Below are 26,667 nucleotides of genomic sequence, written 5' to 3' on the forward strand. Positions count from 1 at the left end.
AGCGATATTCAGTTGGATTGTCAATCGCAGCGAATGTCCTCTCCTGGCACACAATCGCAATCAACCATTTCGGGAGCATTTACGGCTTTTTGGGCTAACAGCTTTTGTAAACTGGCGATATCCTTTTTACTTAGTTCGGTATGCTTGATCACATGTAACAAAGATTGACCGGCATGCATTTGACAAATACTGGCAAATAATTGATCCACCGCTTCATTCATTGTTTCCTGTTCTTTTACCAAGGGTTGGTAGATAAATGCACGACCATGCCGAATGGTCTTTAAAGCACCCTTCTTAACCAGGCGATGTAACAACGTCTTAATGGTCGCGGATTGCCAGTCAACCTTACGCTGCAGAATAGTAGTCACTTGGGCACTGGTAGCTTCTTTCAGCGTCCAAATAATCCGCATCACTTGCCATTCTGCGGGGCTAATATCACAATTTGTCTCCATCGAATTCACCTCAGTTTTAATTTACAACCGTAAACTTATTTCGTCAATTATCTGGGGCTGGATTCCGATTCATTGTTAATGAACAATTAAGACAAATTCATGCAATTCTTAAGCCTGCAACCGCTTACCATCTGTTATAATGAGTCGAAAGAAAACAATACTTAAATTACTTAAGATGGTAAAAGGGAGTGTGTCATATGATGTCGACTTTAAGCAACCTCATTGCAATGATTGGTTTATTATTCTTAATGGTAATTACGCTCTTCCATGGGGTTCATATGACCCATTTTGGTAGCCATCACCGCGCTGCCTAAACCAGAAAAGCTAAACTTCAGACGGACTGCTGATTTTTCAGCAGTTTTTTTGTGCTATTTTTAGGTCATTAAAGTTATCCGCAATAAATAACCCTGTTTGAAAAATATTTTTTTGAAAATTGGCGCCCAAGGCATTGAGTGTTTAACAAGAAAACTATAATCAACAAGAGCTCAATCCCTTCTCGCCCTTCACTTTCTTTTATTACAGAATCATTACAATAACTAATATAACAAAATTATTTATTTATCCATGATAACTAGAACGCCTTTTCTTCAACTTTTTGTGTCACTTTTAATAAATCATGCTATACTAAAAATTGAAAAGAGGTCTTAGATATGGAAATGAATGAACAAGCTATTCAAAACATTAACAAATCTGACTTCGAATTCACGGACGAGAAGGACAACAAGATTGATTTAAGCAAGGTCGCTGAAGAACCTAAGGGCACCGAATACGACTTCCGTCTTAACAACCACATTGTCCAAGACAACATGACGGAGAATCAAATGGAAGAAACGGTTAACCACCTGTTTGCCGCTTAATTTATAACTCAACTTATCTATTCAAAACTGCGATTGGGTCAATTCTCAACCGCAGTTTTATTTTATCTGATAACAACGTTCCATCACCCTGGTCAGTTCCGCACGCATTTGTGGTTCGACTGCTTGGCCATAGTGCTGTTTGTATGCCTCGTTAACAATCCATAAGAGCTTGGCCTTTTCCCAGCATGCCACATGTACGCGCATCTGCCGGCCACGATGATAATTATTTGCCAGTTGTGTGCATTCATGTTGGTAACCATAGCAATGCATCAGATAATGCAGGACGCCCAATTGGAGGTTCGATAACTCGTCGGCTGCCTCTAAGATCCTGGTAAAGGTGTCCTTATAGGCCGGAATAGCCACCCGACACTTCAAATTGCGATTAACTAGGTGCAAGTCAACCATCCCTTGGTCAGGCAAATAGACATAGCCAGTTAGAAAGCGGGCCATATAGAAGACCAGGTTAGGATTATGTAAACCACCGCTGGGTAACAACCGATTTAGGCCGGCAATTATCCCGCGCACATTTTTGCCTAGTAATCGTGAGCTTGGACAGATATTGCTCTGTAAGCAGTTATTTACCCGAGCAAAAGAATTAATGGATTCACGCAGGCTTTGATCAATCACCACATGGCTGCCATCGGCCATTAAAACGAAAGTCTGATGATCACCGTAAGAAGTTAACAGCAAACAATTGTCCCAATTCAAATTGGCTCGCTGCAAGTGACAATTTACCTGTGCTTTCAAAGCATTCAACGTTATAAGCCCATCTTCAGCCTGACCTTCATCTTCCATCACTAACCACTACTTTCTTCTAACCGCTGTAACCGTTTTCAAGGCCACTCAAAGATTAACGAAAATCAGGAAACATGTCAATGATTATTCAAGATAATAGTCGCTATCGATCAACAAATAACGTTTTGTTCAGCATTTGTCCAAAGATCTGCCAGCAAACATTTTTTTGATTATATTTAGAAGAATCATTTCATTAATCACTCTTTTAACTTCTAAACGTCATTTTTGCGATTAACGTTCTTTTGATTTTTGTAGCTATCCTAAAATCGCTTGGCCAAGTAAAACAAGCAAAGGATAGATGAAGATGAATTCAGTTAACAAAATTGCGTTTCAAAAAGCGATTAAGCAAAGTTACAAACCTCAATATCAGTCCATCATTTTTGGTGCCTTGAAAAGACTCCATCAGTGTCCTCAGCAAGCCAACTGGGACGACCTTGTGCAAGAAGCCCGAATTGTCCTGGCTTCAAAGTTGATGGTCATAGGCAATAATGATAAACAGCGCAATCCCTACCTGTACCAATACGTGTACTGGCGATTACTTGATTTATTGCGTAGTCAACAGCGCCGCCTGACTCGCCAGGTCAATCAGGATGAGGACAACCAAATCATTTTGCCAATCGATGATCATATGAGTGAAGTCTACGAACGGCGTGAAAATGATCAGCTCTTCAAGCAGTTAAAACCCATTCTGACATCTCGGCAAAAAGCCTACTTGGATTTGTTATTGCAAGGTTATTCTGATCAAGAAATTGCTTTAGCTTGGCATTGCTCAAGACAAGCCCTAAATAACCTACGTCGGCGCGTAATTGCCAAAGGACGGCGGTTATTTAAACAGCATAATTAATTTACTTTAACGGTCTCGCTTTAGCTGGCGGGGCTTTTTTCAATTAATGCACTCATCAATAAGTGAATGGCATCGGGGCTGTAGCCATGTGCCCGCAAATAATCCGTTGCAATCAGCCAATCACCATTGACCAGTAGAGACTCAAGATCGTTCATTTTCTTACCCCCCTATTATTTACACACGGCAAAACTCATAAATTACAACAAAATAATCAAATAATTTTCAATTTAGATAAGCGGCCGCGAGCCATTTTTGCCTTGTCATCGTCATCCCAGCTCACTTATAATTTATTGAAAAATGTTTAAGGAGGCGTTGCCATGTCAATTGCGCAACTGTTTAACCAGGTCGCCGTGATCTTCCTGCTCATGCTGCTGGGAGCGTTCATCCGCAAAATCGGGTTCCTCCATCCTCAATCGGTTAATGACCTAACCAATATCACCCTTTATTTCCTGTCACCACTAGTGATTATCAGGGCTTTTGAGCAACCATTCTCCTCTGTGCGTTTCCATCAGTTGGCAGTTTTGGTAATCGGGGTGTTTCTGACTTACTTCGTCTCAATCATCTTAGCCAAGCTGGTCTTTTATCGAGAAAAAGATCTCAATATCAAGCGAATCGCCATCTATGGCAGCAGTTATTCCAATAATGGTTTCATGGGGATTCCATTAGCCCAGGGTCTCTTCGGCAGCATTGGTGTTTTCTACGCTGTGGCCTCAATGATCGGCTTCAACGTCATGTCCTGGACTCAGGGGATCGGTATCTTTCAAGAAAAGCAGCAACGCCACTGGGGCACCGAATTGAAAAAGATCCTGTTGAATCCCAACATCATCGCGATCATTTTAGGGCTGATCATGTTTATCAGTTCCTACCATTTGCCAAGAAGCATCGCCAGTTTCGTTAACTACACCAGTCCAGCATTCACTCCCTTATCAATGATTATCATCGGCAGCAACCTAGCCGACATGGAAGTCAAGTCGATTGAATTACCGCCTACGCTTTGGCTCAGCTTGGTGCTCAGAAACCTGGTCTTTCCAATTCTGGGGATTTTCATCCTCGTAGCTTTGGGTGTAACTGGTGTGCCCTTATACACAACCGTCATCCTCTCCGCTTGTCCAGTTGCTGGTTTAGTCGTCCTATTCACGCTGCAAGCTCATGGCAATGCCAAACCAGCCACGATGTTAATGAGCCTGTCCACCATCCTCAGCTTGATCACCATTCCCATTGTGTACTGGCTTTGCAGCTTGTTTGGCTAACAAAAAAAGTCGCAGACGAAAAAATTGTCTGCGACTTTTTCTTTTATCGTAAAACTTAGTCAGCGTTCTTCAACTTCGGAATCAAGTTGGCCAATACATCAATGAGACGATCGATATCCTCACTGGTGTTGGTCATCCCTAGGCTAATCCGTAATGATTCAGAAACCCGCGGACTGTTTTTGCCATACATTGCGACCAAGACGTGAGATGGCTCCAGTGAACCAGCCGTGCAAGCAGAACCAGCAGCGGCAACGACTCCCGCCAAATCCAGGTCCGTCAACAAGGCGTCACTGCGCACGCCCTTAAACCAGATGTTCATTGTCTGTGGCGTCATATGGTCATTGTCAAACGCACCATTCAGTTCAAAGTCAATGTCATGCTCTTTCAAGCCCTGAACCAGTTGCTTCTTCAAAGCCCAGTACTTTTCAGCATTCTTTTGCAACTGGTCGTTTTCAAAGTGCAGTTGAATGGCCTTAGCAAAGGCAGCCGCTTGCGGAACATTCTCCGTACCGGCCCGACGCTTCATTTCCTGATCGCCACCACGAATCAAGGATGGCAAATTGATGCCGTCACGCCGGTAAAGAAAACCGATCATCTTTGGACCGTTGATCTTGTGGGCGGACGTCGACAGCAGGTCAATATGGTCTTTCTGCACGTCGATTGGTACTGCCCCATAGCCTTGCACGGCATCCGTGTGGAACCAAGCATTCGAATCCTTCACAATTTCGCCAATTTCGTGGATCGGCAGGTGGCTGCCCACCTCGTTGTTGACCGTCATGATTGATACCAGGATCGTGTCGTCGGTCAAAGCATCCTTCAACTGTTGCAGATCGATTTGTCCATCTTCGTCAACGTCCAGGTAAGTCACCTTGAAGCCATAGTTCTTCTCCAGATCTTCCAATGGGCGCAGGATGGCCTCATGCTCAAACTTGGTCGTGATAATGTGCTTGCCTAATTTCTGCCGTGCGCGGGCCGTTTGGTAAATGACCGTGTTATCACTTTCGGTCCCACCGCTGGTAATCACGATTTCGTTATCATCCGCCGCATTAATCGACTGAGCCATCAGGTGACGACTGTTTTCCAGTGTTTGACGGGCAATCCGGCCGTAATAATTAGTGGTTGACGCGTTGCCCCATGAATTCACCATGGCGTCGTCCAAAGCCTGGATCGTTTCCGGAACCATCGGGGTTGTACCAGCATTATCTAAGTAAACTGGGTGCTTATCCATCTTCTTCAATTCCTCCTACACAGGTGTGTCTCAAACAAAATAATCATAACAGGACTCTGGTCGAAGCTCAATCAAAGAGGTTTCTCATGCGGCCATCACGATCAATAGCAATGGCCTGAATCCCAGCCGTTTGCCGCACCACTTGTTCAATATAGGACCAATCATGCCCAAACAGGATTGAGGTCCAGAGCTCACCCGTGAGCGAATCACGGGAGATAATCGATAAACTGGCCAGGTCAGTGGTAAAGGGATAGCCGGTCGTTGGATCCAACAGGTGATGGTAAAAATGGTGGTGAGCGGTAAAGTTTCGTTGATTGATTCCAGAGGTCACAATGGAACGATCTTTCAGACTAAGTGTCCGAATACATTGTCCCATTGGCTTGGTCGGATCTTGCAGGCCAACCACCCACGGTCGATTTTGGGCGCGGGCATTGCCACCAATCACGACCACATTGCCGCCCAGATTGATCATGCCGCTGGTCACGCCGTCATGCCGCCAGCCCTTGGCAATCAAATCCGCAAAGTAGCCTTTCGCTAGTGCGCCTAAGTCGATCTCCATGCCGCTCTTGGCCAAGTACACGCGTGAATGTTGGGCGTCCAAGAAGATATCATGCGGGTCCGTCAACTTCATCTTTTCCTTAATTGCCTGATCAGACGGTAGGTGCGCGTCTTTGAAACCAATGTGCCACAACTTTACCAAGGGGCCAATCGCAATATTCAAGTTGCTTTGGTCGAATAGACTGTACCGTTTACCCACTTCGATCAGCCAAAACAGCTCCCGGGGCACGACAACCGCCCTCTTCCCGGCATTCGCGTTGATTTTCATTAATAGCGACCGGTCATCGTTGGCAGAAAAGACAGCTTCAAAATGGCGCAGCTGTTGAGCCGCCCAGTTCAGCTCTTCGTGAACGTCACCAGTGCTTTGCTGGATGGTTAGGCTGATGATGGTCCCCATTAACTGTAAATGTTTGGTGGTCATAAATAACCTCCCTTGTGCTTCATTGTCTGCTTGCAAATATGGCCCAACAGCTTACAATTAGAGAAACTATTGGAGGTTTGCTATGCTCGATCAACAACTAGATATTTTTGATTTAAAGAAAATACAGGTTCGCCATACCAAAGCTGAGTTCGTCAAAATGGGTCAGGCTGCCCAAGCAAAAGTCAGTAGCAAGGCTTTAGCCACGTACCATGACGTCCAGCGTGATCCTTTGCAATACATTCAGTATACCGAATCCAAGATGATTCAGGAATTGCTGCCTTTGCGCCACGGTCGGATGATGGTCAACCCGTTCACTTTCTACCGCGGTACGGCCGAATTGATGGAAGAGGATTTGAAGCATCAGTCACAAAGCCAAGTCCTGACCATTCTCTGTGGTGATGCGCACGTCAACAACTTTGGCTTTTATGCTTCACCCGAACGTCAGCTCTTGTTTGGGCTCAATGACTTTGACGAAGCACGAATTGGCAACTGGGAAAGCGACTTGAAGCGCCTGTTGGTCAGTGTTGAATTAGCCGGTCAGCTCAACGGCTTCTCGCAGGCCAACCTCACCGATTTGATACAGCAGATCACCAAGACCTACCGTCATGCAATCAAGCGCAGCAACCGCCAGTCTTTGTCACAGATCTATTACTTCCAATTCCAATACCAAAACATGGTCGACATCGTCAAGGAAATGGGTGATGACCATTCAGCCGAACAGCTGGCAAAAATTCTCCAGAAGATTCTGACCAAAAGCCAGCGCTCCAATTCCGAGCAGATCGTGAAGAAAATGTGTGTCGCAGATGAGAATGGTCACCTGCGTTTCAAGGATAATGAGCCCCGTGCCCGCCATGTCGGAGCGGTCCGTTATCAAGAAATCTTGAGCGGCTACCGCAAGTATCGTGATAATGCGCGGGAAGACATCCGCATTTTCCTTGCCAACTTCGGCGTTGAAGATATCATTCGCTACAGTGTTGGCGTGGGCAGTTTTGGCACACGCTGCTACCTATTGCTCCTGACCGGCAACGATGGCAGTCACCTGGTCTTGCAGATCAAGGAGGCACTGCCGCTGCGCTATAACCTGCTTGCCATGCCGGTGAACGCCGCCATTGCTAGTGGTCCGCGTTCCGGCCGTCGAATCGTAACCGCTCAACGAACCTTGCAGTCATCGTCTGATCCCTTCTTGGCCGCCACTAGTTTTGCTGGTCGTAGTTATTATGTCCGTCAATTCCGCGACATGAAGGAATCCATTGATGTCTTAAAACTCGATTTTGAAAGTTACACTCTTTACTGCGAAACCTGTGCTTTATTGCTTGCCACCGCTCACTATCGGACGCCGATTGCGCCAATGATCCGTGGCTATCTGAAGCAACAAAAAGCGCTCGACAAAGGATTGGCTCAATGGGCTCTTGCTTATACCAAACAAGTTGAAAAAGACTATGACTGCTTCGTTCACGCCATCAAGAATGGCCAACTAGCAGCCGTAAAATAAACAGCAACACGAAAAACGTGACCAGCCGACAGCAGCACTAGTGCCTGCAGGCTTGGGTCACGTTTTTTATCGTCGTCAATCTTCCAAAATAACGATTTCGGCCATCAAAATCTCTGAATACAAATGGCTCACGATCGGCATGAACCGCTCTTCTTGTTGCGAAATCGTACTCAGGTATTCTCGTTCTTCCTGAAAGGCCAAACGATAGGCCATTTCCAAGGTGTTGGTTTCAGCCGCATTCATATCCGGTTGACGCAAAGTCTTGCGGAATGCATAGATGAAGTGGCGCAAAGTGGTCTGACCCATCTGTGCCCGCAAGTCAAAGATGATCTGCCGCTTCAGTTCATCGGGCAGGTAGATCTGGTTAATGCGGTCAATGGCGTGCTTAACCATCGCCTTGCGGAAATAATTGATCTTCTGTTGAATCTCGTGGGTGTCCGCCTCTTTGGGCAAAATGAAGCGGAAAACAATGGTTGGTACTAACAGACTCAGGATGATCAGGACTGCTTCAGCCATCAGCACCATTTCAAAATCGGTCCGTTTAACTGCCGTTTCAGCAACCATGTAGGCTAAAGCGAAGGTCACCGCCCCATGGACACCGCCAAGGGCAAAGACCCACGACGCATGCCAGTCCATTTTCATCACGAACTTGCTGTAAACCAAGCGTACCAAGACGTTGCCAAGGTACAAAACCATCCCGACAAACAGCCATGCTCCGGGCGAATGAATGGCCTCATTGTGCCGGGTAATCCGGACCAACACTACCCCAAGCATGACGAACACAATGCCGTTCATGATTTCCGTAAAGAGTTCCGTGACCACGTTTGAGTTGGTAATTAAACGCGGGTTAGTCAAGCGGCTTCGTTCAGCTTCAGCGTTATGCATGAGTCCGGCACAAACGACGGCGATAATCCCAGAAACGTGGATTGCCTCAGCCAAGTAGTAGATAAAGAACGGCGTGGCCATGAAGATCACCAGTGCAGGCGTACCATTATAGGACGGATTGTTGCGGATGCTGTCCATGTGCAGGATTGACTGTCGAATCAAAATCAACACCATCGCGACTAAGAAACCGACGATCACCCCGCCCACGGCTGAATATAGGAAGTTAGTCAGGGTTTGGGTGAAGTTGATGTAGCCATTTACATACCAAAGGATCGCCGTATTCAACAGGATCAGGCCGGACGCGTCATTAAACAACGATTCCAGTTTTAAATAAGTGCGTTCCTTTTTCGGAATCACCAAACCATCAGAAACGGCGTCCGAAGCCGTGGCATCCGTCGGTGTACTGATTGCCGCCAAGATAAAGGCTAGCGGCATGCTCATAATGCCGACCGCATGGGCCGCAAAACCCGCGACCACATAGCAAGCCAGCACCATGATGATGGTCAGCGACAAAATTTGTTTCCATTTTTTGGCAACTAAATGAAAGCGCGTCTCCATTCCTTCAAAAAACAGGAGTGGCGCTACCACGATCCCCATGAACAGTTCGGAATGAAAGGCGACGACAGCGTGATTTGAGATGGGAATTAATGCAAGGCTCATCCCTAAAAACACGTTGATGTAGTTAATTGGGATGGCGTGCAAAAGGTGCCGTTGCAGCATAATCCCAATCACGGCAGCCGCAATGACGACGCCGGCTGAGAGAATCAGATTCATTTTATTTAACTCCCCGAAATAATTTTAAATACCATTATATCTAAGCTAATTCAATGTCTCCAGTTTAGCGCTTTTTTTAGGGTCTTTGCAGTACCGAATTTTTTTGCTAAAATGACGTTTCTAGGTTTTCTCGTAAAACGTTTTAAAAGGGTTAGCTAACCTCACATTGTTTGCGAAGACATTAAAATCGCATTATAATTTAATAAGTTACTCTGTAACGTTTGTTAAGGAGATGAGTAATTATATGGGTCAAAAAGCCAATAAATCCAACCATTTGGAGCGTGGCTTATCTAACCGTCACGTCCAAATGATTGCTCTTGGTGGTGCCATTGGTACAGGGTTATTCCTTGCCTCTGGCGAATCAATCCATGATGCCGGTCCGGCGATTCTGATCAGCTACTTAGTCACTGGGATTATCTGTTTCTGGATGATGCGGGCAATGGGCGAAATGATGATGACCGATGTCTCATATGGTTCGTTCGTTGACCTGATCCACAAGTACTGGAGTCATCAGGCCGGTTTTGTGATCGGCTGGGCATACTGGGCCAGCTGGATTGCAATTGCGATGGCTGAATTAACTGCCATCGGTATCTATATCAAATTATGGTTACCGGGCTTGCCGCAATGGGTTCCCGGCCTAATCACATTACTGTTGTTAATCTGCGTGAACTTGATTACCGTCAAGGCTTTCGGGGAAGTTGAATTCTGGTTCGCGTTGGTGAAAATCCTGGCAATCATTGCCTTGATTCTGATCGGTGTCTTCATGATGCTCTTCCGTTTCAAGACCAACGCGGGTTATGCCTCACCTGTAAACTTAGTTAGTCACGGCGGCTTCTTCCCTCGCGGATTGCGCGGTATCATTGTTTCGCTGCCAAACGTTGTCTTCGCCTTCTTGGGTGTGGAAATGGTTGGTATGACGGCCGCTGAAACGAAGGACCCCCACGAAGTCATCCCCCGGGCCATCAATAACATTCCGGTCCGGATCTTGATCTTCTATATCGGGGCTTTAGGCGTGATCATGTGCATCTACCCATGGTTCTTGCTCCATGCTTCCTCAAGTCCATTCGTTATGGTCTTCAAAGAAACGGGGATTGCCAGTGCTGCGGATATTATTAACTTCGTCGTGATCACCGCGGCGGCTTCATCATGTAACAGTGCCCTGTTCACGACGGGACGGATGCTTTCCGAACTGACCGCTAAGTCTGAGAGCAAGCGGGTCCGCTGGTTCAGTCATATTTCAAGTCATTCGGTGCCTAACCACGCGATCATGGTTTCAGCTTCCTTGATTTTGATTTCCGTTCTGCTCAACTACTTCATTCCAAGTGCCGTCTTCAGCCTGATTTCAGGGATCGCTACTACCAGCTTCCTCTTCATCTGGGGTTCCATCATGGTTGCCCACCTGAAGTTCCGCCAACAATATCATGGCAAACTGGAATTCAAGACGCCTTGGTATCCTTACTCCGACTACTTGGTAATTCTCTTCTTCGTCGTGGTTGGGATTACGATGCTCTTGAAGCACACCACGATGATCTCACTCTTTGCTGACTTGGCTTGGTTTGCAATCCTGGTCATCCTGAGTCATTGGCACAAAGAAATTCCAGCAAAAAAGAAATAAGTTTTGAATTGTCAACAACGGCCTTCATCCATTTTGGAATTGAAGGCCGTTTTATTTTGTCCGAAATTTGGTTGCAAATTAATTCTTGATATGCGAACATATGTTCTGGAGGCGGGATGATGATGGACCCATTTAAAGAAGGACGGCGCATTAACGAACGGATTGCCAAATATTTCAAGCCCCAGGCGTTTGCCACCCAATACCGGATTGCGGTGGTTTATTACGCGCCAGAAGATGGCTATAATCTATTTTTCGACCTGACCCGCACACGGACGTTTTCGCGTTCCATTCCCATCGGTGAGATGACTCATTACGACTTTAAAGATCTAGTGTTGGTCTTGCGCACCATCCGTACTAAATACCAATTCACGATGGTCTACCGTAATTTCACGCCTGATCAGTTAAAGGTCTTACGGCGCCAGATTCATTAATCAATTTAGGCAACAAAAAAACGGGCTGCATTGCTGCAGTCCGTTAAGGAGTTGGGCTAGCTGGATTCGAACCAGCGCATGACGGTACCAAAAACCGTTGCCTTACCGCTTGGCTATAGCCCAATGATTGCCTTTCGACAACAGTATTAATATATCATTATTTTCTCCGAATGGCAAGTCAACAATAATGAAAAAAAGTTCTTACGAAAAGAATAATTGTCTGGTATAGTAATCAATCGTTGGCTTAAAAAAGAATGGAGGAATTGATTTTATGGACACAACTATGAACGCTAATGTACGCCTTCAACCGCGCGTCCAAGTCCACCATCCCAAGCTCGCGATGGTAAGTATGATGTTAGGAGCCTTTGTCGGTATGTTCAGTGAAACCTCATTGAACATTGCCCTGCCCCAACTCATGGCCGAGCTGCACGTTAGTCAGTCTAGTATTCAATGGCTGGTGACTGGCTACATGTTAGTCATTGGTATCATCTTGCCACTTTCAAGTATCTTAACGAAATGGTTCAGTACCCGGCAGATCATTATTTTTGGTCTCTGTGACTTCACCCTTGGTGCCATCATCTCAGCAATGGGTAACATGTTCGGCATGGTCTTACTCGGCCGGATGATCCAGGGAATTGGTACCGGACTGATTTTGCCGTTGATGTTTACGGTGGTTATGCAAATCTTCCCACCACAAAAGATTGGTGCGGTAATGGGCATGTGTGCACTGGTCATCATGTTTGCACCAGCCATCGGTCCTACTTTGACCGGGTTGATTCTCAAAGCCGCTTCCTGGCACTGGATTTTCTGGTCATTTGTACCCTTCTTGCTGATTGCCTTGGTTTTCGCAATCACGTCACTGGAAAACGTCAATGAATTAACCAAGCCGCATGTAGACTTCTTATCGATTGTGGAATCAATCATTGGTTTTAGCGGATTGATCGGTGGCGTCAGTTTAGCAAGTCGCGATGGTTGGACATCCGTCTCCGTGATTGCTTGCTTATTGATCGCCCTGATTTCTCTGGGACTGTACTGCTATCGTCAGATCCATTTGGAAAGCCCAATCTTGAATCTGCGGATCTTCAAGTACCGTGATTTCCGGATCGGCGCCATCATCGTGATGGTTGACTTTGCCATTATTTTGTCCGCAATGTACCTGCTGCCACAATACATCCAAAACGGTTTGCTACTGCCCGTTGCCTTAACGGGGATCATCATGCTGCCCGGTGGGGTCATCAACGCCTTGACTTCCGCTTTTGCCGGCCGGATCTACGACAATACCGGTGCCAAATTACCGGCACGGTTAGGTATGCTGATTGCCTTAGTCGGCGTCATCTTGCTGCTCTTTGCCAATGACCATGCCAGTGTGGGCTACGTTATCTTTGCCCATGTTGTCTTGATGATCGGCTGCCCACTGGCAATGTCACCGGCCCAAACTAGCGCTCTGAATGCACTTAGTGGTCGTGAAGCTAGCGATGGCAGTACGATTTTGAACACCATGCAACAAATCATTGGGGCCTTGGCAACTGCCCTGGCAACCAGCTTCCTGGAAATAGGTCGTCTCAGTGCTAATGGCACTAGTCATGCCTACGCATTCACCAACGGGGTCCACTTCGGTCTTTACTTCACCTTGGCCCTTGTTGTCATCGGCTTATTGGCCAGCATGCAAATCAAGGACAATGGTCGCTAATCTTTAACATGCTATACTGAACATGTTTAGCAAGTTAAAGAAGTGACTGAATTGAGTAAACACAAGATAACAACTGACAGTAATTATTTCGACAGCCGCTATGCTGGTGAAGATCGCGATGACAATAATGCCAACGAGTTAAGCGTTCAACCAGACGGCGGTGATGAGAAGCGCCTGAGTCTCCTGCTGACCAACTGGGACGCAGACGGGCACGAATTTGATAATACTTTCTCCCTGACCAAAGAGGAGGCTCGGCTGCTGGGTTCCCTGTTAACCAGTTGGGGACAAGATGAACGTTAAACTGTCATCAGAAATAAAGCACATGATCGTATCTTCGACCATGTGCTTTTTCAGTTGGCTAATTGGAAGTGCATGTTAGAATGTTACTAACTTTGTCACTGAAAAGGAGTCTTGCAATGACTTTTTATACCTTGTCTTATTTGGAAAAACATCAGCAGATGAACCAGTTGATCAATAATTTGGTAATGATTGTGTTCATCATTCTAATTGCCATCATGGCTGTCAAATATTTCCGTCATCGGTTAATCACCCGCTACCGTGACTTTGGCATTATTTTCTTCCTCTTACTGCTACTTTTTGCTGGCTTCCAAATCACTGATATGGAGAAGAATACGACCAAGCAGGCACAGACTAGCCAGATGGTCCCCTTCATCAAATCGGTTGCCATGGATCACCACGTCAAAACAAGCCAAGTGGTCGTGAATTCAACCACTTTGACGGACGGGATCATTGTCCGCATTAAAGATGCAGATTACCGGGTCAACCTGTCAGACAGCGGTGACAACTACACCCTTACTAGGGCCCACGTCATTGACCACCGAGTTAAGTTGGAAAAGTAGGAGGCAATTGTGATGGATACTTATGGCTTAATTATCATCAAATTCGTTTTGGGTATGTTGTGCCTGATCTTGCAGATTAACCTCCTGGGCAAGGGCAACCTGGCACCCACTTCTGCCATCGACCAAGTGCAAAATTACGTCCTTGGTGGGATTATCGGTGGCATTATCTACAACAGTCAGGTGACCGTCCTCGAATTCATCATGGTCCTCCTCATCTGGACCATCATCGTCTTCGTAATCAAAGTGGCCAAAGAAAACAATGCTTGGGTGCGCCGCGTCATTGACGGCAATCCGCGGATCTTGATCCGTAACGGAAAACTGATGGTCAAAAATTGTTTGCGGGCTGGAATGACGGCCAATGATTTAATGTTCCAACTTCGCAGCCGCGGGATCGACCAAATTGCCAAAGTCAAAAGCGGCATTCTGGAGCAAAACGGACAGCTGATCATTATCGAAAACGATGAGCATAACGTCCGCTTCCCCATTATTAGCGACGGTCAACCCAATCAGGACGTGCTGGAATTAATTCATCACGATCAAGATTGGCTACAGAATCAGGTTCAGCAAGCTGGCTTTGACCGCATTGAGGACATCTATTTAGGTGAGTACATCGAGGGGCAACTTAACTTAACCCCCTACCCTAAAAACTAAGCAAAATAAAAAGTGGGAGTGAGACAGAACTAGCTTGCTAGTTCGTTTTCGAACCCCCGCAAGCACAAAGAGGGCTCCAGTGTTCGGATCTTCCGAACATTGGAGCCCCTTTGTGTACTGCGCTGCAGCATTTTCGACTATATAGAGGGTCTTATGTCACAACCCATTTTTCTATGCTCTTTTACGGCGATAGAGGATCACTGAAACTGCTGCACAAACAAGTGTCCAAAGCAGACCGACGAGGCTAACAAGTGCCCCTTCGTGTAGACCTGGCAAATGGTAAGTGAAACGAATCCGGTGGGTACCGGCAGAAAGACGGAGGCCCAGGAAGGCTTGGTTAGTCCGTAAGACCTTCGCTGGCTTCCCATCAACGGTTGCAGTCCACCCACTCGAATATGGAATCGACGAGGTGAGGATTCCTGTTCGCTGGGTAGTAATTCTGCCACTCAACTCGTTTTGACCAAACTGCAGATCCTGAATACCATGCCGGCGAATCGTTGCCACTTCACGGTCATACTTAGCGCCCAGGTTCTCGGCAACGACTTGATACTTGAGTTCGTAGTTGCCCAGCTTTGAAGGCTCAAATGACAGTTTTTGTGGCAAGCTCCCCCGGTAATAGCCGATGTTGACGGTCCCGTTCTTCACCCGTTTGAAGAGCGACAGGACGCTTTGCTTGGATTGGCTGATTTCGGCCGTCCCAAACCGACTGCCAAAGAAGAGCTTGAAGGAAATATCCGGCGAACCGCTGATAACGTGGTAACGCCAGTACTTGTAACGGTTGAAGCGTTCGTTGATGACGGTACCAGGATTGGTTGCCATCTCAGCCACGTGCTGCTGTTCATACTTCAGCTGTTCCTTCATAGAGAACGGCGTGTACTTGATCTTGGAGAAGTCAATGTGCAACTCGGTCTTCTTGTAGCGCGCCCGCCCCTTCTTCGTCTGTAAGTCAGGAAATTGAAGCTGATAGGTCTCGTCGCCATCCGTGTACTTCAGGTGACTTGGATCGATCTTATTAAAGCGGTTTGAGATCAGCTGTGATTTGACTGGCAAGACGTTGCCCTTCAAATCCGCGGCTTTCAGGCCCTTAGTTGCCTTACTGCTGTTGTTCACAACGACCCCGCTGGCCAGTGCCCGCTCCTTAGCCGTTGGCGACAGCTTATTGTAGCGCGCTTGGCTGATGTAGGAATCCTGCCAATAAAGCAGCGGGAAGTTCTGTTCAGTCTTGTAGCGGATGGTTTGGATCGGCGTCAGGTCCTTAATCGACTTGGCGTCAGATGGCTGGCCTTTATCGAAGTTGATAATCGGGTCGGTCAGCTTATCTTGCAGATAGCCGGCTGGCACCTTGGTGGCGTTCTTACCATCACTCTGCGCAAAGATGTATTTGACGCCGTAGAAGTTATTCAAGACCGACCGATCATCCGCCTGGCGAATCGGGATGTTGGCCGTGTATTGAATGTTTTGCAGCGAATCATTGAACTGCCCGAGAAAATGGTTCTGCAGCGAGTAATAAGAATCAATGTTATGCAAGCCCGTAGTCAGGTCGTTGTCAAACTTATGATCAGCAATAATGCGGTTGTTACTGATTGTATTGACTCGGTAAGGTGCCGTTCGATCGAGTCCGGCATCCAGATTGCCATAACGATTAGCGGTGATTACCTGGTATTCACCGCGGTTCAGCATTTCCTTAGCAAAACCACCGTTGTATGGCGATGCAGCATAAATGGCGTTGAAGCCGGCATTGACGACAACCAGGAGCAAAAGCCAGCGATCCGGGTTAGCCAGGTGGTGGAGGTTAATCATCCACAGAGCCAGCAGCGACAGGATCAGGAAAATCACCGGCATGAACATCGCGGTATCGTTCTGGAAGAAGTAGGTGACGATCAGGATCAACAGGTACACCACGGTCGCCCAGTTGAGGATCCACAAAGTATGGTGGTCCAAAGTCGGGGCGTCCTGGATTAGGATACAGACCGCCATGGCCAACGGCAGGTAGATCAACAGGGTCCACCGGTTGGAAGCCGACATCATCCCGTTGAAGACCGCCCCGATTGCTGGAATCAGCAGCATGATCAGCGACATGCCCAGACTGATGGTCAACAATGGGTACTTCTTTGGCCGCGAATAGATGTATACCAAAGCAATGAAACCGATGCTGACGATCCCCAATGCAGACCAGAAAATGAAGTACCAGTCACTACCGTTGATTAATTGCTTAGGCAAAAACAGATAGTAATACAGCGGATAAGTCTTCAGGCCGTTGGCAAATTCGGACCCGGCCCGCGTGGAATTCATCACCGCGATCAGCTCTGGTACCAACATCACTGACGACAGCAAAATACTGGTCACCGCTGCAAATGCCAATTTCAAGAAGGTCTTGCCGTAATTTAAAGTCTTGCGGTAATGCGTAGCCACGCGCAGGACCAGGTAGAACATGGCCCCGATGCCCAGTACGAAAGCCAAGTAGTAGTTGGAAATCAACATCCAGGTGAAGACACCCAGCAGCGGCCAGGCACTACCACCCTGCAAGACTCGCTCGATCTGAACGACAATCAGCGGGAACAAAATAAACGGCGTGGTGAAGAATGGTTGCGCCACGCAGGCATATAAGAGGAAGGAATTAACCAGGTAGGTCGCTGCCCCGGCCAAAATGACATAGTCGCGAAACTTGAAATGCGAGGCAAAGTAGACGAAGGCCAACCCCACGCAGTACATCCGCACCACCAGGATTACCTGGTAGGCCAGCGTAATCTTGGCTGCCGGGAAGAGTAAAGCAAGGTAAGCAAAAACATCGCCCATCGTGTAGTAGGAATAAACCTGAAAAGTATCAGCACCCAAGCCAAATTGCCAGGACCAAAGATGGAAACCTTGACGCGGATGTTGCAGGAAATTGACCACTGCTTCGCGCCATTTGGCCATCAGCGGCAGGTGCTGGTTCAACGGGTCACGGTCCAAAATCAAAGTATGGCCGTTTAAGACGTAGATGCCAAAAATGCAGGCCGCCAATACCAGGAATAATAGTGTGTAGGCCAGGTATAAACGCCAGACTGACCGTTTTTTAAAGGAAAATTCCATAACCATCCTCGCTGATTCAAATTACAAAAAAGGACTGTGAAAGATTCACAGCCCCCGATATTAATCGGAAAAACAGGATTCGAACCTGCGACCCCCTGGTCCCAAACCAGGTGCTCTACCAAGCTGAGCTATTTTCCGCTGATGATCGTTGCCTACACAACGATCAATATCTTACCCGTAAATCATAATTTTGTCAACGTCATCTAATGACCATGCGTGAAGAATTGCGTGGCCTTAACCGCCCGTTGCCAACCTTCATAGAGGCCACGAGCTTCCTTGTCGCTCATCACAGGGGCAAATTGCGTTCCCGACTTGCTTAATTTAAGCAGTTCATCTTGATCGTGCCAGAAGTCAACTGCCAATCCGGATAAGTATGAAGCCCCTAAAGCGGTGGTTTCTTCGATCTTGGCACGAACAATCGGCGTCTGCAGGATGTCAGCCTGGAACTGCATCAGGAAGTCGTTACGTGATGCCCCACCATCGACCGCTAATTTGTTTAACGGAATACCGGTATCCTTGACCATCGTGTCCACGACGTCCTTCGTCTGGTAGGCAATGGCTTCCAGCGTTGCCCGAGTAATCGCACCACGATCAGAGCCCCGAGTCAGACCAAAGACGGCACCACGCACGTCTTGATCCCAATAAGGAGCACCCAAACCGGTAAAGGATGGCACCACATAGACGCCACCAGTTGTGTGCGCATCGACGGCCATCTTCTCTGAGGCAGAAGCTTTGCTAAAGAACTTCAAACCGTCACGCAACCATTGAACGGCGGAACCCGCAACGAAAATACTACCTTCCAGTGCGTAGTGGGTCTCGCCATTCAGGCCATAGGCGATCGTCGTCAGCAGGCCGCTATCGGACAGGGTTGGCTTTGTACCCGTGTTCATCACCGTGAAGGCACCGGTACCATAGGTGTTCTTCACACTGCCCTTTTCAAAGGCGCCTTGACCGAACAAGGCCGCCTGTTGGTCACCGGCAATCCCAGCGATGGGAATCTGAACCCCAAAGAAGTGGTAGCCAGCCGTGTAACCGAAGATGTGCGATGAAGGTTCAACCTTTGGCAGCATGGCCTTCGGGATATCCAGCAGGTCTAAGATGTCTTGATCCCAGTCCATCTTGTGAATGTTGAAGAGCATGGTCCGGCTGGCGTTGGTGACGTCAGTGGCATGAACGTGGTGATCAGTCAGATTCCAGAGCAGCCAGGTGTCGATCGTCCCAAACAACAGGTCGCCCTTCTTGGCCTTTTCCCGTGCACCAGAAACCCGATCCAGGATCCACTTGATCTTCGTGGCGGAGAAGTAAGAATCGACCACCAGACCGGTCTTATCATGGATCATCTTGGTGTAGCCATCCTTAGCCAGTTGGTCCGCAATCGGTGCGGTCTGCTTTGATTGCCAGACGATGGCGTGATAGATAGGCTTGCCAGTGTGACGGTCCCAGACAATCGTCGTTTCACGTTGGTTGGTAATGCCAATCGCAGCAATCTTGTAAGGCTGAATGCCCGTCTTGATCATGACTGCGGACATAACCTGCTGCACCGCGTCCCAGATTTCTTCGGCATCGTGCTCTACCCAACCCGGCTTGGGAAAGTATTGCGGAAATTCCTTCTGCGCAATCGCTACTTCCTCGCCTTGATGATTAAAAATAATGGCCCGGGTGCTGGTCGTCCCTTCATCGATCGCCATTACATACTGCTGGTCGTCCATAATTCCAGTCCTTTCTACGTAAAATCACTAGGACTATTTTACAACACTTTTGTTAATGACAGCGTTTTATTTAATTGGCTTTTCGCAACTCACGCCGAATCGTCGCCACGGCACCCAGGTTGGCCGCACTGAAAATCAAGCGGTCATTGTATTCAAGAACCGTTGCCCCTGTCGGCATCAACCACTTGCCATCACGCCGGATTCGACTAACGGTCATGTCATCGATAAACGGCAGGTCCCGCAATGGCCGGCCAGTGTATTTGTGGTTCAACACCTTGACTTCCCACAAGCTGGCTTCGGTCCCGACCAGCATCTGGTAAACCGATGGCGATTGGATCAACGACCGTAAGACACCTGCTTGAACGTTGTAAGGGTTGAAGATCTCAATACCTTCGTCATTCAAAATCTGCAGCTGGCGTTCATCGTTGGTCCGGTTGGTCTGTGCCGTAATGACCCGAGCAACCCCGTGCTGCTTAACCATCCGCGACAGTTCAAAGTTGCGCTGGTCATTTTGAAAACCAATGACCACAATGTCGGCGTCAAAGTAATGCCCCTTGGCAAGCGCCTCTTCGGTCAGCGGGTTGATCAGCTGCAAGTCATTGACCTCACTGTTGTAGGTCTTGTAATTGTTCTCGTCATCCGTCACCATCCGGATTTCATACCAGTTCCGCCCTAACTGTTGGGCAACTGGCACCGTCAAGAAGTTGGAACCCAGGAAAACAACACTCTGCCGGACCAGGTCTTCGCGATCCAGCCGGTAGAAGCTGTTGAAGATGATCGGGGCAACGATACAAACAATCACCGCCGCCAAAATGAAGGCATCCGACTGGGACTGGGTGATGGCGTGGAGATTCCGCGCCACTTCCAAGGATGGCAGAACCAATGTGATGGTTGTTACCGTCAGAAAGCCACCGGCAAACGAATTCCGCTTGTTGAATCGTAAACGGTAAACTGGGATCGCCCACAGCTTAGCCAGAATCAGACAGGCAACTAAGGCCGGAATCAATGCCAGTGCTTGTGGATTAGCGAACAGCTGGCGCAGGTTCAACTTGGCCCCGGTCATGATGAAGAAGATCGGAATGAAGAAGCCATAGCCAATCGAGGTCAACTTGTCCTCGGTAGCTTCACTAGGTTCCAGCAGTTTCATGACCATGCCGGCCAGGAAGGCACCCAGGATATTTTCTGCACCAACCGTCTCCGCAATCGTGACTAAGGCAAAGATCAGGAAGAAGGCCAGGCGAACGTCCAGTTGAGTGGTAGCTTTGGTGACCTTGTTGAACCAAATGTAAGGTTGTTTAAAGCGGCGCAGCAGGATGATCGCGGCTAAGAACAGCAGGACGATCAGCCAAATTTTGCCGCCGTTGTTGCCGTTGATCGACGCGTACACCGTCAAAGCAAACATAGGCACTACTTCACCGAGCACCGCCGTCAACAGGATCGTCTGCCCCATCGGCCGGCTCAGAATTTCCTTTTCCTTTAGGGTTGCGATTACCACCCCCAGCGCGATCGTACAGAAGATGATCGTCGCCAAGAAAACATCCGGAAAGAGACCCAGGTATTTCAGAATCAGTCCCAGAACAACTGCGTTAACCACCGTGCCTAAAAAGGTCTGCATTGCCAACTGCACCGGGGAATGCCCCTCAGATGGCTGCGAGTCGTCCTTATCCGGCTTGCGTTTGAACAGGTCGAAGTTGATCTCCATCCCGGATAGAAACATCAAGATAATCACACCGATACTAGCAAGGCCGGTCAAGTCGGTGGTTGCTTCAATCAGGCCGAAGCCGCTTTTACCCAGGATAATGCCCATCACAATTTCGGCAACCGCCGTGGGCACTCCAGAAATTTTGAAACGGGCCATGAGAATTGGGATCAGTAACGCTGCTAAGATCACAATAAAGAATGAAGTTCGGTCCATATTTTCCTCCTAAAACACTTATGTTCCCATTTTACCTGGCTTGAGTGTAAAATAAAGCCATAAATCAAAAAGGAGTGCTGTTAATGGAAAAACATGCTTCATGTACTAGTATGGTTGTCGGCAAGCTGGCTTCAGCTGACGGCAGCATTATGATTGCGCGCAATGAGGACTGTAAAGCCGCTTGGCCGAAGCGGATGGTCATCCACCCTGCTGGCGACCTGCCAACCGACTATGTTTGCAAGGAAACTAAATTAAAGCTGAAACTGCCCGCTCACAGTGCCAAATACACCGCGACCCCAGAATGGACCGACAAATACGGGACTTACGAAGAAGACGGGATCAACGAGTACCACGTGGCAATGTCAGCGACCGAAACGACCGCGTCCAATCAACTGGTTCTCGGTTTCGACCCGCTCGTTAAGAAGGGGTTGAACGAAGAAGCCATGTTAACGGTGGTTTTGCCATTCGTTAAGACCGCCCGTGAAGGGGTTAAGCGCCTGGGTGACCTCATCGCCAAGTATGGGACTGGTGAATCAAACGGGATCCTCTTCGCTGACGATAATGAAGCCTGGTACTTTGAAAACGGCTCGGGTCACTACTGGGTTGCCGAACGGATTCCAGATGATTCCTACGCTGTTATTGCCAACCAGATCTCCATCCAGGAAATCGATTTTGATGACCCGGACAACTTCATGTATCACGAAGACATCCGTTCATTTGTCGAAGAACATCATTTGAATCCTGAACCGGATCACTTCAACTTCCGCAAGATTTTTGGGACCAACGAACGGTTCGACGCCGGTTACAACACGCCACGGGTTTGGTATGGTCACCACATGTTCAACCCGATTCAGAATCAAAACGAAGACCCTGAATCACCTAACCTGCCAATGCTGATGAAGCCTGAGCAAAAGTTGACGGTCTTGGATGTTCAGCGCTACCTGCAGTCTCACTACCAAGGAACCCCGTACGATCCAGTCGGCATTTTAGGCGATGACCGTTCTCGTCACCTCTACCGGCCTGTGAGTCTCGCCAAGACACAGGAATCACACATCCTGCAGATGAATCGTCCACACAGTAATGACATTCATTGGCTCTCAATGGGTGTACCATCAGAAAGCGTGTTTGTGCCATTCTTTGCCGACATCGATGATATTCCGGTTCAATACAAGCGTGGCCGCCTCCCCGCTTCCCTGTCATCCGCCTACTGGATCTTCAAGCAGACCAGTGTCCTTGTTGACAGTCACTACCACGAATTCATGCCGCTGTTGAAGGATGTCCAAAACAAACTCATCTCTGACAGCATCAACATGGTTGAAAAGGCTGATCAAGAAAGTCCTAAATTGAAGGGCCAAAAGCGCGTTGACTACCTCACCGACGCCAGCAAGACTTTTGCTAAGAAAGCCATGCATGAATACCAGGCACTGGCTGTGCAGCTGATCGAAAAGATGACCGACTACTGCGAGCTGGTCTACAATCCTCGTGAAACTCTTTAATCGGGTTATTAATGAATCTTATGAATAAACGTCAGCAATCGTTTATCGGTTGCCGGCGTTTTTCATTTGGCATAAAAATATTTGAATGAATTATTTGCCCTCATGCCTTAACTGGTCGATCATTAAGTTAGCTCACGAGAAAGGAAGTGAAAGAGGCGTTTTGATGATCAACTGCTATCACTTATTAAATGAAATTATTAATTTTGGTCAGGCAGTGGTCACCAACACCTTACATTATGAAGCTCAAAGAGTTAATGGATGAATGGTTGCCACAGTATGAGAAAATGGTCGCGCGACACACTTATGTCAATACCTACAGCCGCGCAAAAAAGTTGTTAGCCGACCTGGGACCGTCAACCGACATTCGCCAATTGGATCGACGGCGGCTGTCGGAGTACTATAATTCTTTAATCTACAATGAAGGCTATAGTAACGCCTCTGTCCGCCTCTTCAAGTCGACCACCCGCGTCATGATGGACTATGCCGTTGATCAGGAATATTTGGACTATAATCCGACCGCTCACCTGCACATCCGCTTTCGCCGCAACGAGGACCGTCCCCTGCCCCAAGAGAAATACTTTGATGATGACGAATTGAAAATCATTTTGAAGTATATGTATCAACAGTCACCCCACTATGGTCGTTTCTGCGAGTTTCTCTATTTGACTGGCATGCGGTATGGAGAAGCCGCGGCCCTCTACCCGTCTGACTTGATCAAGGGTGAAGATGGCGCAATTCAAGCACGAATATGGGGCACCATCATTTACGACGACGGTGCCAAGAAACAGAAGAATCCGAAAACGCCAGCCGGACGTCGGAATATCGTCTTATCTTCCCGGGCCATCAAAATCTGCCAAGATGAGATGGCAACGCACCCGAATGCACCATACATCTTCTCATTTGGCCGTGATCATCCGTTGGCCGAGACCAATCTCAATCACCTGCTGCGGCAATGCCAGGAAAAGTATGATATCCATAAGCAAGTCACTCTGCACATTTTCCGTCATACCCATATTTCCAAGCTCGCCGAATTGGGCGTCCCGCTCTATGTCATCCAGCACCGGGTCGGTCATGCCAGCTCAGAAGTCACCCGTGAAATATACCTTCATGTGACTAACAAGGCCAAACAAAAACTTGAACAAAAAATCGAGCAACTTTGATTGAAAAATCAGCTTTTATTCTTTGATTTCATAGGTACAAGTGATAATCTATATATAGGTGGTAAATCTAAATTAATCATTTTACTTCCCACCAACTAGTAAATTTCATGGTAATTAATTCCACGAGTGGAATGGTATTTTGTTACTATCTCCCAAAAAAGTAGCAACGTATTTTGAAACAGTCCTGAGGCATCAGGGCTGTTTTTGTTTTTACATAAATTTTACCTACTAAATTTTGGCACTACCTTCGCGTTTTCTTACACCGATTGGGACCCTTCAATGGCGTGTAAAATCCCCTTTCACCTGTTTATATAGTGATTAGGCCTGATTTTTGTTAGAAATGCTCACTTACGCCCAATTAATACACTAAACATACAAATATTAACGATTTTACTCTGGAAAATAGTACATTACATTTTAAGATGTACAAGTCCGGCAAAAAATGGATGGTAGCTGGTTTAATGACCACTGCTGTTCTGGCCGGCTTGACTTTGAGTAGTACAAATAATGAAGTAGTTGCACACGCCGACAGCGTAAACGCTACTTCTACTTGTCCTGCTCCAAGTGCTGTTTCCGCAGCTTCTGACGCAGTTGTTAATGCTCAAAGTGCTGTTAACAGTCAAGCTAAAGTCGTAAATGCTGCAAAGGATGCTGTAAACAGCGCTTCTGTTGCTAACGAAGGTGTGAACAAGTTAAACGACGCTATTAATCAACGTTCTGCCGCACAAGCTGCACAAAAATCTGCTGCAGACCAGTATAACAACATTGACCTTCCTGCAGAAAAGGCTGCAAAAAAGGCTTTGAGCACTGCTGCAGACAAGTCTCATCAAGCAAGTCAAGCTGCTATTGGTGCTGAAGCTGCAATTTCTGACGCTACTAAGAACAAGTTACCAAAGTATGAACAATGGGTATCTGAAGCTACTAAACTTCAGAAGGCTGCTAATGACGCTAAAGCAGCATGGCAACCAGTTGGTCAAGCATATTCTGATAAGATGGCTCAAGCAGAGGCATACGCAGCAAAGGCTGGCACCCCTAACTTCAGTCAAGACTATCTTGATCAATTAAATGCTGAAGTAGCATCTTTGCGCGCAACGGCAAATCCTTTGTATACTGCATGGCAAGACGCACAGAGTAAGTTTACCCAGTACATGAATAGCAACACTATGCAGCAGCTTGAAGATAAGGTAACCAATGCGAAGGCATACATTGAAAAGAAGCAAAAGTTACTTGATACTGCAAAGGCTGCCCATGAAGCTTACCTGGCTGCTCAAGAAAACTACAATGCTGCATATGCAAATTCCTTGAAGTCATACACAGCAATGCATGACAACACTGCCATTAATAAAGCTCAAAGATTGATCAACAAAATCCGGAAGGATTACAATATTCCAACCGATGCACAACTTGCAAACTTAAAAGACAGTAAGATTCCTGGCGACAAAGATGGCTTGAAGGGTGCTCAGGACGCCGCTAATCGCAATGCTGATTACGTAAAAGCTACTAAGACCTTCCCAGAACAACTGAAGAAGGACAATCAGGATTTGATTGCAGCACAAAAGAAGGCTGATGATCTTAAGAAACAAGACCAACAGTTAAATGATCAGATTGAAGCTGCTCAAAACACTGTTAATTCATTACAGAAACAATTAGCTGCAGCTACTAATGCAGAAGACCAAGTTTCTCTTTCTACGAAGCTTGGCGATGCTCAGTATCAATTAAGTAAGCTGCAAGCACAGCTTAGCATAGTAGATGGTCAATGGCATGACCTTACCAAGCCTGATGGTACTATTGCTGGCTTGAAGGAATACATTCACTCCGTTGAAGTAAATCGTGATATCATTATGGATACCCCAACCTTCAAGTCATTACAAAGTAACATTGATAAGTGGCAACAATGGCTTGATCACGATACTAAGACCTATGAAGATGGTTTAGCTAATAATCAAGCTGCTGACACTTTGATCCAAGCACAAAACGCTTTGAATGAAGCTCAAAGTACTTTGACTCAATTGCAACAGACTCTGGCACAAAAAGAAGCTGACTACCAGGCTATTTTAAATGCTTGTGAGACTAGTTACACAGTTAACCCATCTGGCGTTAAAGTACAGCCAAATGGCCAAATTGACCACACTCCAGCTGGCAGTGTTGCCAAAACTAATAATGCAGCTACTGTTAGCTTCGTAAACGGCCACGTAAATGCCGCTGCTGAAGGTACTACCAATGACGTAACCATCGTATCCAGCAAGTGGACTGACGGCTACGACGCCGCTCAAGCACAAGTTGCTAAGGCACAAGCTGAACTGAAGGCTGCTAACCAAGCATCTAAGGTTATCTACATCAGCGCTACTTACAAGCTTTCCAATGGCCAGACGGTTGTTAAGGAAGTTCCTGTAACGGTTCTGAACAACGTTACTACTAACCCTGATGAAGGTCAGCCTACTGACAACAACAAGGGTGAAGGCAGCTTCACTGGTGTTAAGAATGGTGAACACTTTGTAAACGGCAAGAAGGT

22 protein-coding genes and 2 tRNA genes are annotated in these 26,667 nt (G+C 47.2%); 13 read left to right on the top strand and 11 right to left on the bottom strand.

Translation table 11 applies throughout. From position 1 onward, the window contains the following. Positions 1-20: 20 nt before the first annotated feature. The gene (locus tag IV45_RS02170) at positions 21-452 is read right to left on the bottom strand and encodes a CopY/TcrY family copper transport repressor (RefSeq protein WP_057740255.1); all 432 of its coding nucleotides are present in this window, start codon (positions 450-452) and stop codon (positions 21-23) included. 650 nt (positions 453-1,102) lie between these two features. Here IV45_RS02170 and IV45_RS02175 point away from each other — a divergent pair. Further along, positions 1,103-1,309, top strand: coding sequence for a hypothetical protein (locus IV45_RS02175; RefSeq protein WP_057740258.1), 207 nt, complete (start codon positions 1,103-1,105; stop codon positions 1,307-1,309). Positions 1,310-1,366: 57 nt separating this feature from the next. Here IV45_RS02175 and IV45_RS02180 read toward each other — a convergent pair whose 3' ends face one another. Beyond that, positions 1,367-2,104 carry a hypothetical protein gene (locus tag IV45_RS02180; protein WP_057740261.1) on the bottom strand — a complete coding sequence of 246 codons (738 nt, stop codon included), beginning with the start codon at positions 2,102-2,104 and terminating at the stop codon, positions 1,367-1,369. Between the two features lie 436 nt (positions 2,105-2,540). On the opposite strand from IV45_RS02180, the gene IV45_RS02185 reads away from it, so the two are divergent. Continuing rightward, a complete protein-coding gene (locus IV45_RS02185; protein ID WP_157051193.1) occupies positions 2,541-2,948 on the top strand; it encodes an RNA polymerase sigma factor in 408 nt (135 codons plus the stop codon). A gap of 20 nt (positions 2,949-2,968) precedes the next feature. Here IV45_RS02185 and IV45_RS08045 read toward each other — a convergent pair whose 3' ends face one another. Next, the gene (locus IV45_RS08045; protein WP_268872318.1) at positions 2,969-3,103 is read right to left on the bottom strand and encodes a hypothetical protein; all 135 of its coding nucleotides are present in this window, start codon (positions 3,101-3,103) and stop codon (positions 2,969-2,971) included. Positions 3,104-3,265: 162 nt separating this feature from the next. Here IV45_RS08045 and IV45_RS02190 point away from each other — a divergent pair, with 162 nt between their 5' ends. Beyond that, complete coding sequence (locus tag IV45_RS02190) at positions 3,266-4,198, top strand: AEC family transporter (protein WP_057740267.1); 933 nt, start codon at positions 3,266-3,268, stop codon at positions 4,196-4,198. A gap of 55 nt (positions 4,199-4,253) precedes the next feature. On the opposite strand, the gene IV45_RS02195 is transcribed toward IV45_RS02190, so the two are convergent. Together IV45_RS02195 and IV45_RS02200 are read right to left on the bottom strand one after the other, a co-directional pair. Continuing rightward, complete coding sequence (locus IV45_RS02195; RefSeq protein WP_057740270.1) at positions 4,254-5,426, bottom strand: cysteine desulfurase family protein; 1,173 nt, start codon at positions 5,424-5,426, stop codon at positions 4,254-4,256. A gap of 67 nt (positions 5,427-5,493) precedes the next feature. Continuing rightward, positions 5,494-6,405, bottom strand: a complete 912-nt coding sequence (locus IV45_RS02200) for an FAD:protein FMN transferase (RefSeq protein WP_057740273.1) — start codon at positions 6,403-6,405, stop codon at positions 5,494-5,496. 82 nt (positions 6,406-6,487) lie between these two features. On the opposite strand from IV45_RS02200, the gene IV45_RS02205 reads away from it, so the two are divergent. Further along, on the top strand, positions 6,488-7,897 hold the full coding sequence (locus IV45_RS02205; RefSeq protein WP_057740276.1) for a DUF2252 domain-containing protein: 1,410 nt from the start codon (positions 6,488-6,490) through the stop codon (positions 7,895-7,897). Positions 7,898-7,972: 75 nt separating this feature from the next. On the opposite strand, the gene IV45_RS02210 is transcribed toward IV45_RS02205, so the two are convergent. Further along, positions 7,973-9,556 (bottom strand): cation:proton antiporter, encoded by a 1,584-nt coding sequence (locus IV45_RS02210; RefSeq protein WP_057740279.1) that lies wholly within the window; start codon positions 9,554-9,556, stop codon positions 7,973-7,975. Positions 9,557-9,800: 244 nt separating this feature from the next. Here IV45_RS02210 and IV45_RS02215 point away from each other — a divergent pair, with 244 nt between their 5' ends. Both IV45_RS02215 and IV45_RS02220 read left to right on the top strand, forming a co-directional pair. Then, positions 9,801-11,171, top strand: coding sequence for an amino acid permease (locus IV45_RS02215; protein WP_057740282.1), 1,371 nt, complete (start codon positions 9,801-9,803; stop codon positions 11,169-11,171). A 119-nt stretch (positions 11,172-11,290) separates the two neighbouring features. Continuing rightward, positions 11,291-11,602 (top strand): hypothetical protein, encoded by a 312-nt coding sequence (locus IV45_RS02220; RefSeq protein WP_057740285.1) that lies wholly within the window; start codon positions 11,291-11,293, stop codon positions 11,600-11,602. A 51-nt stretch (positions 11,603-11,653) separates the two neighbouring features. On the opposite strand, the gene IV45_RS02225 is transcribed toward IV45_RS02220, so the two are convergent. Next, positions 11,654-11,725: transfer RNA gene (locus tag IV45_RS02225), tRNA-Gln, on the bottom strand. A gap of 148 nt (positions 11,726-11,873) precedes the next feature. Here IV45_RS02225 and IV45_RS02230 point away from each other — a divergent pair. The 4 genes from IV45_RS02230 (at position 11,874) to IV45_RS02245 (ending at position 14,803) form a co-directional block, all read left to right on the top strand. Continuing rightward, positions 11,874-13,292, top strand: coding sequence for a DHA2 family efflux MFS transporter permease subunit (locus tag IV45_RS02230; RefSeq protein WP_057740288.1), 1,419 nt, complete (start codon positions 11,874-11,876; stop codon positions 13,290-13,292). A gap of 51 nt (positions 13,293-13,343) precedes the next feature. Beyond that, positions 13,344-13,592 (top strand): hypothetical protein, encoded by a 249-nt coding sequence (locus IV45_RS02235; protein WP_057740291.1) that lies wholly within the window; start codon positions 13,344-13,346, stop codon positions 13,590-13,592. Between the two features lie 116 nt (positions 13,593-13,708). Continuing rightward, entirely contained in the window at positions 13,709-14,152 is a 444-nt protein-coding gene (locus tag IV45_RS02240; RefSeq protein WP_057740294.1) for a DUF3290 domain-containing protein, read from the top strand. A gap of 12 nt (positions 14,153-14,164) precedes the next feature. Further along, positions 14,165-14,803 (top strand): DUF421 domain-containing protein, encoded by a 639-nt coding sequence (locus IV45_RS02245; RefSeq protein ID WP_057740298.1) that lies wholly within the window; start codon positions 14,165-14,167, stop codon positions 14,801-14,803. A 171-nt stretch (positions 14,804-14,974) separates the two neighbouring features. Here IV45_RS02245 and IV45_RS02250 read toward each other — a convergent pair whose 3' ends face one another. From IV45_RS02250 to IV45_RS02265, 4 genes are all read right to left on the bottom strand, one after another. Beyond that, on the bottom strand, positions 14,975-17,875 hold the full coding sequence (locus IV45_RS02250; protein WP_057740301.1) for a YfhO family protein: 2,901 nt from the start codon (positions 17,873-17,875) through the stop codon (positions 14,975-14,977). Positions 17,876-17,939: 64 nt separating this feature from the next. Then, positions 17,940-18,013: transfer RNA gene (locus tag IV45_RS02255), tRNA-Pro, on the bottom strand. 65 nt (positions 18,014-18,078) lie between these two features. After that, entirely contained in the window at positions 18,079-19,584 is a 1,506-nt protein-coding gene (glpK, locus tag IV45_RS02260; RefSeq protein ID WP_057740304.1) for a glycerol kinase GlpK, read from the bottom strand. Between the two features lie 70 nt (positions 19,585-19,654). After that, positions 19,655-21,499: a monovalent cation:proton antiporter family protein gene (locus IV45_RS02265; RefSeq protein ID WP_057740307.1), complete on the bottom strand. Its 1,845-nt coding sequence runs from the start codon at positions 21,497-21,499 to the stop codon at positions 19,655-19,657. A gap of 83 nt (positions 21,500-21,582) precedes the next feature. On the opposite strand from IV45_RS02265, the gene IV45_RS02270 reads away from it, so the two are divergent. From IV45_RS02270 to IV45_RS02280, 3 genes are all read left to right on the top strand, one after another. Continuing rightward, the gene (locus tag IV45_RS02270) at positions 21,583-22,995 is read left to right on the top strand and encodes a C69 family dipeptidase (RefSeq protein WP_057740309.1); all 1,413 of its coding nucleotides are present in this window, start codon (positions 21,583-21,585) and stop codon (positions 22,993-22,995) included. Positions 22,996-23,183: 188 nt separating this feature from the next. Further along, positions 23,184-24,155 (top strand): tyrosine-type recombinase/integrase, encoded by a 972-nt coding sequence (locus tag IV45_RS02275; protein ID WP_083487242.1) that lies wholly within the window; start codon positions 23,184-23,186, stop codon positions 24,153-24,155. A 422-nt stretch (positions 24,156-24,577) separates the two neighbouring features. Further along, on the top strand, positions 24,578-26,667 hold a 2,090-nt coding region (locus IV45_RS02280; protein ID WP_202813210.1), incomplete at its 3' end, for a KxYKxGKxW signal peptide domain-containing protein.

The organism is Limosilactobacillus secaliphilus, from assembly GCF_001437055.1.
Classification (GTDB): Bacteria; Bacillota; Bacilli; order Lactobacillales; family Lactobacillaceae; genus Limosilactobacillus; species Limosilactobacillus secaliphilus.

Bases quoted from the DNA above. Each gene is read 5' to 3' on its own strand.
- IV45_RS08045 (WP_268872318.1), bottom strand. From the start codon at position 3,103: ATGAACGATCTTGAGTCTCTACTGGTCAATGGTGATTGGCTGATTGCA.
- IV45_RS02210 (WP_057740279.1), bottom strand. From the start codon at position 9,556: ATGAATCTGATTCTCTCAGCCGGCGTCGTCATTGCGGCTGCCGTGATT.
- IV45_RS02195 (WP_057740270.1), bottom strand. From the start codon at position 5,426: ATGGATAAGCACCCAGTTTACTTAGATAATGCTGGTACAACCCCGATG.
- IV45_RS02205 (WP_057740276.1), top strand. From the start codon at position 6,488: ATGCTCGATCAACAACTAGATATTTTTGATTTAAAGAAAATACAGGTT.
- IV45_RS02190 (WP_057740267.1), top strand. From the start codon at position 3,266: ATGTCAATTGCGCAACTGTTTAACCAGGTCGCCGTGATCTTCCTGCTC.
- IV45_RS02215 (WP_057740282.1), top strand. From the start codon at position 9,801: ATGGGTCAAAAAGCCAATAAATCCAACCATTTGGAGCGTGGCTTATCT.
- IV45_RS02245 (WP_057740298.1), top strand. From the start codon at position 14,165: ATGGATACTTATGGCTTAATTATCATCAAATTCGTTTTGGGTATGTTG.
- IV45_RS02250 (WP_057740301.1), bottom strand. From the start codon at position 17,875: ATGGAATTTTCCTTTAAAAAACGGTCAGTCTGGCGTTTATACCTGGCC.
- IV45_RS02200 (WP_057740273.1), bottom strand. From the start codon at position 6,405: ATGACCACCAAACATTTACAGTTAATGGGGACCATCATCAGCCTAACC.
- glpK (WP_057740304.1), bottom strand. From the start codon at position 19,584: ATGGACGACCAGCAGTATGTAATGGCGATCGATGAAGGGACGACCAGC.
- IV45_RS02180 (WP_057740261.1), bottom strand. From the start codon at position 2,104: ATGGAAGATGAAGGTCAGGCTGAAGATGGGCTTATAACGTTGAATGCT.
- IV45_RS02265 (WP_057740307.1), bottom strand. From the start codon at position 21,499: ATGGACCGAACTTCATTCTTTATTGTGATCTTAGCAGCGTTACTGATC.
- IV45_RS02170 (WP_057740255.1), bottom strand. From the start codon at position 452: ATGGAGACAAATTGTGATATTAGCCCCGCAGAATGGCAAGTGATGCGG.
- IV45_RS02240 (WP_057740294.1), top strand. From the start codon at position 13,709: ATGACTTTTTATACCTTGTCTTATTTGGAAAAACATCAGCAGATGAAC.
- IV45_RS02270 (WP_057740309.1), top strand. From the start codon at position 21,583: ATGGAAAAACATGCTTCATGTACTAGTATGGTTGTCGGCAAGCTGGCT.
- IV45_RS02175 (WP_057740258.1), top strand. From the start codon at position 1,103: ATGGAAATGAATGAACAAGCTATTCAAAACATTAACAAATCTGACTTC.
- IV45_RS02230 (WP_057740288.1), top strand. From the start codon at position 11,874: ATGGACACAACTATGAACGCTAATGTACGCCTTCAACCGCGCGTCCAA.
- IV45_RS02220 (WP_057740285.1), top strand. From the start codon at position 11,291: ATGATGGACCCATTTAAAGAAGGACGGCGCATTAACGAACGGATTGCC.
- IV45_RS02275 (WP_083487242.1), top strand. From the start codon at position 23,184: ATGAAATTATTAATTTTGGTCAGGCAGTGGTCACCAACACCTTACATT.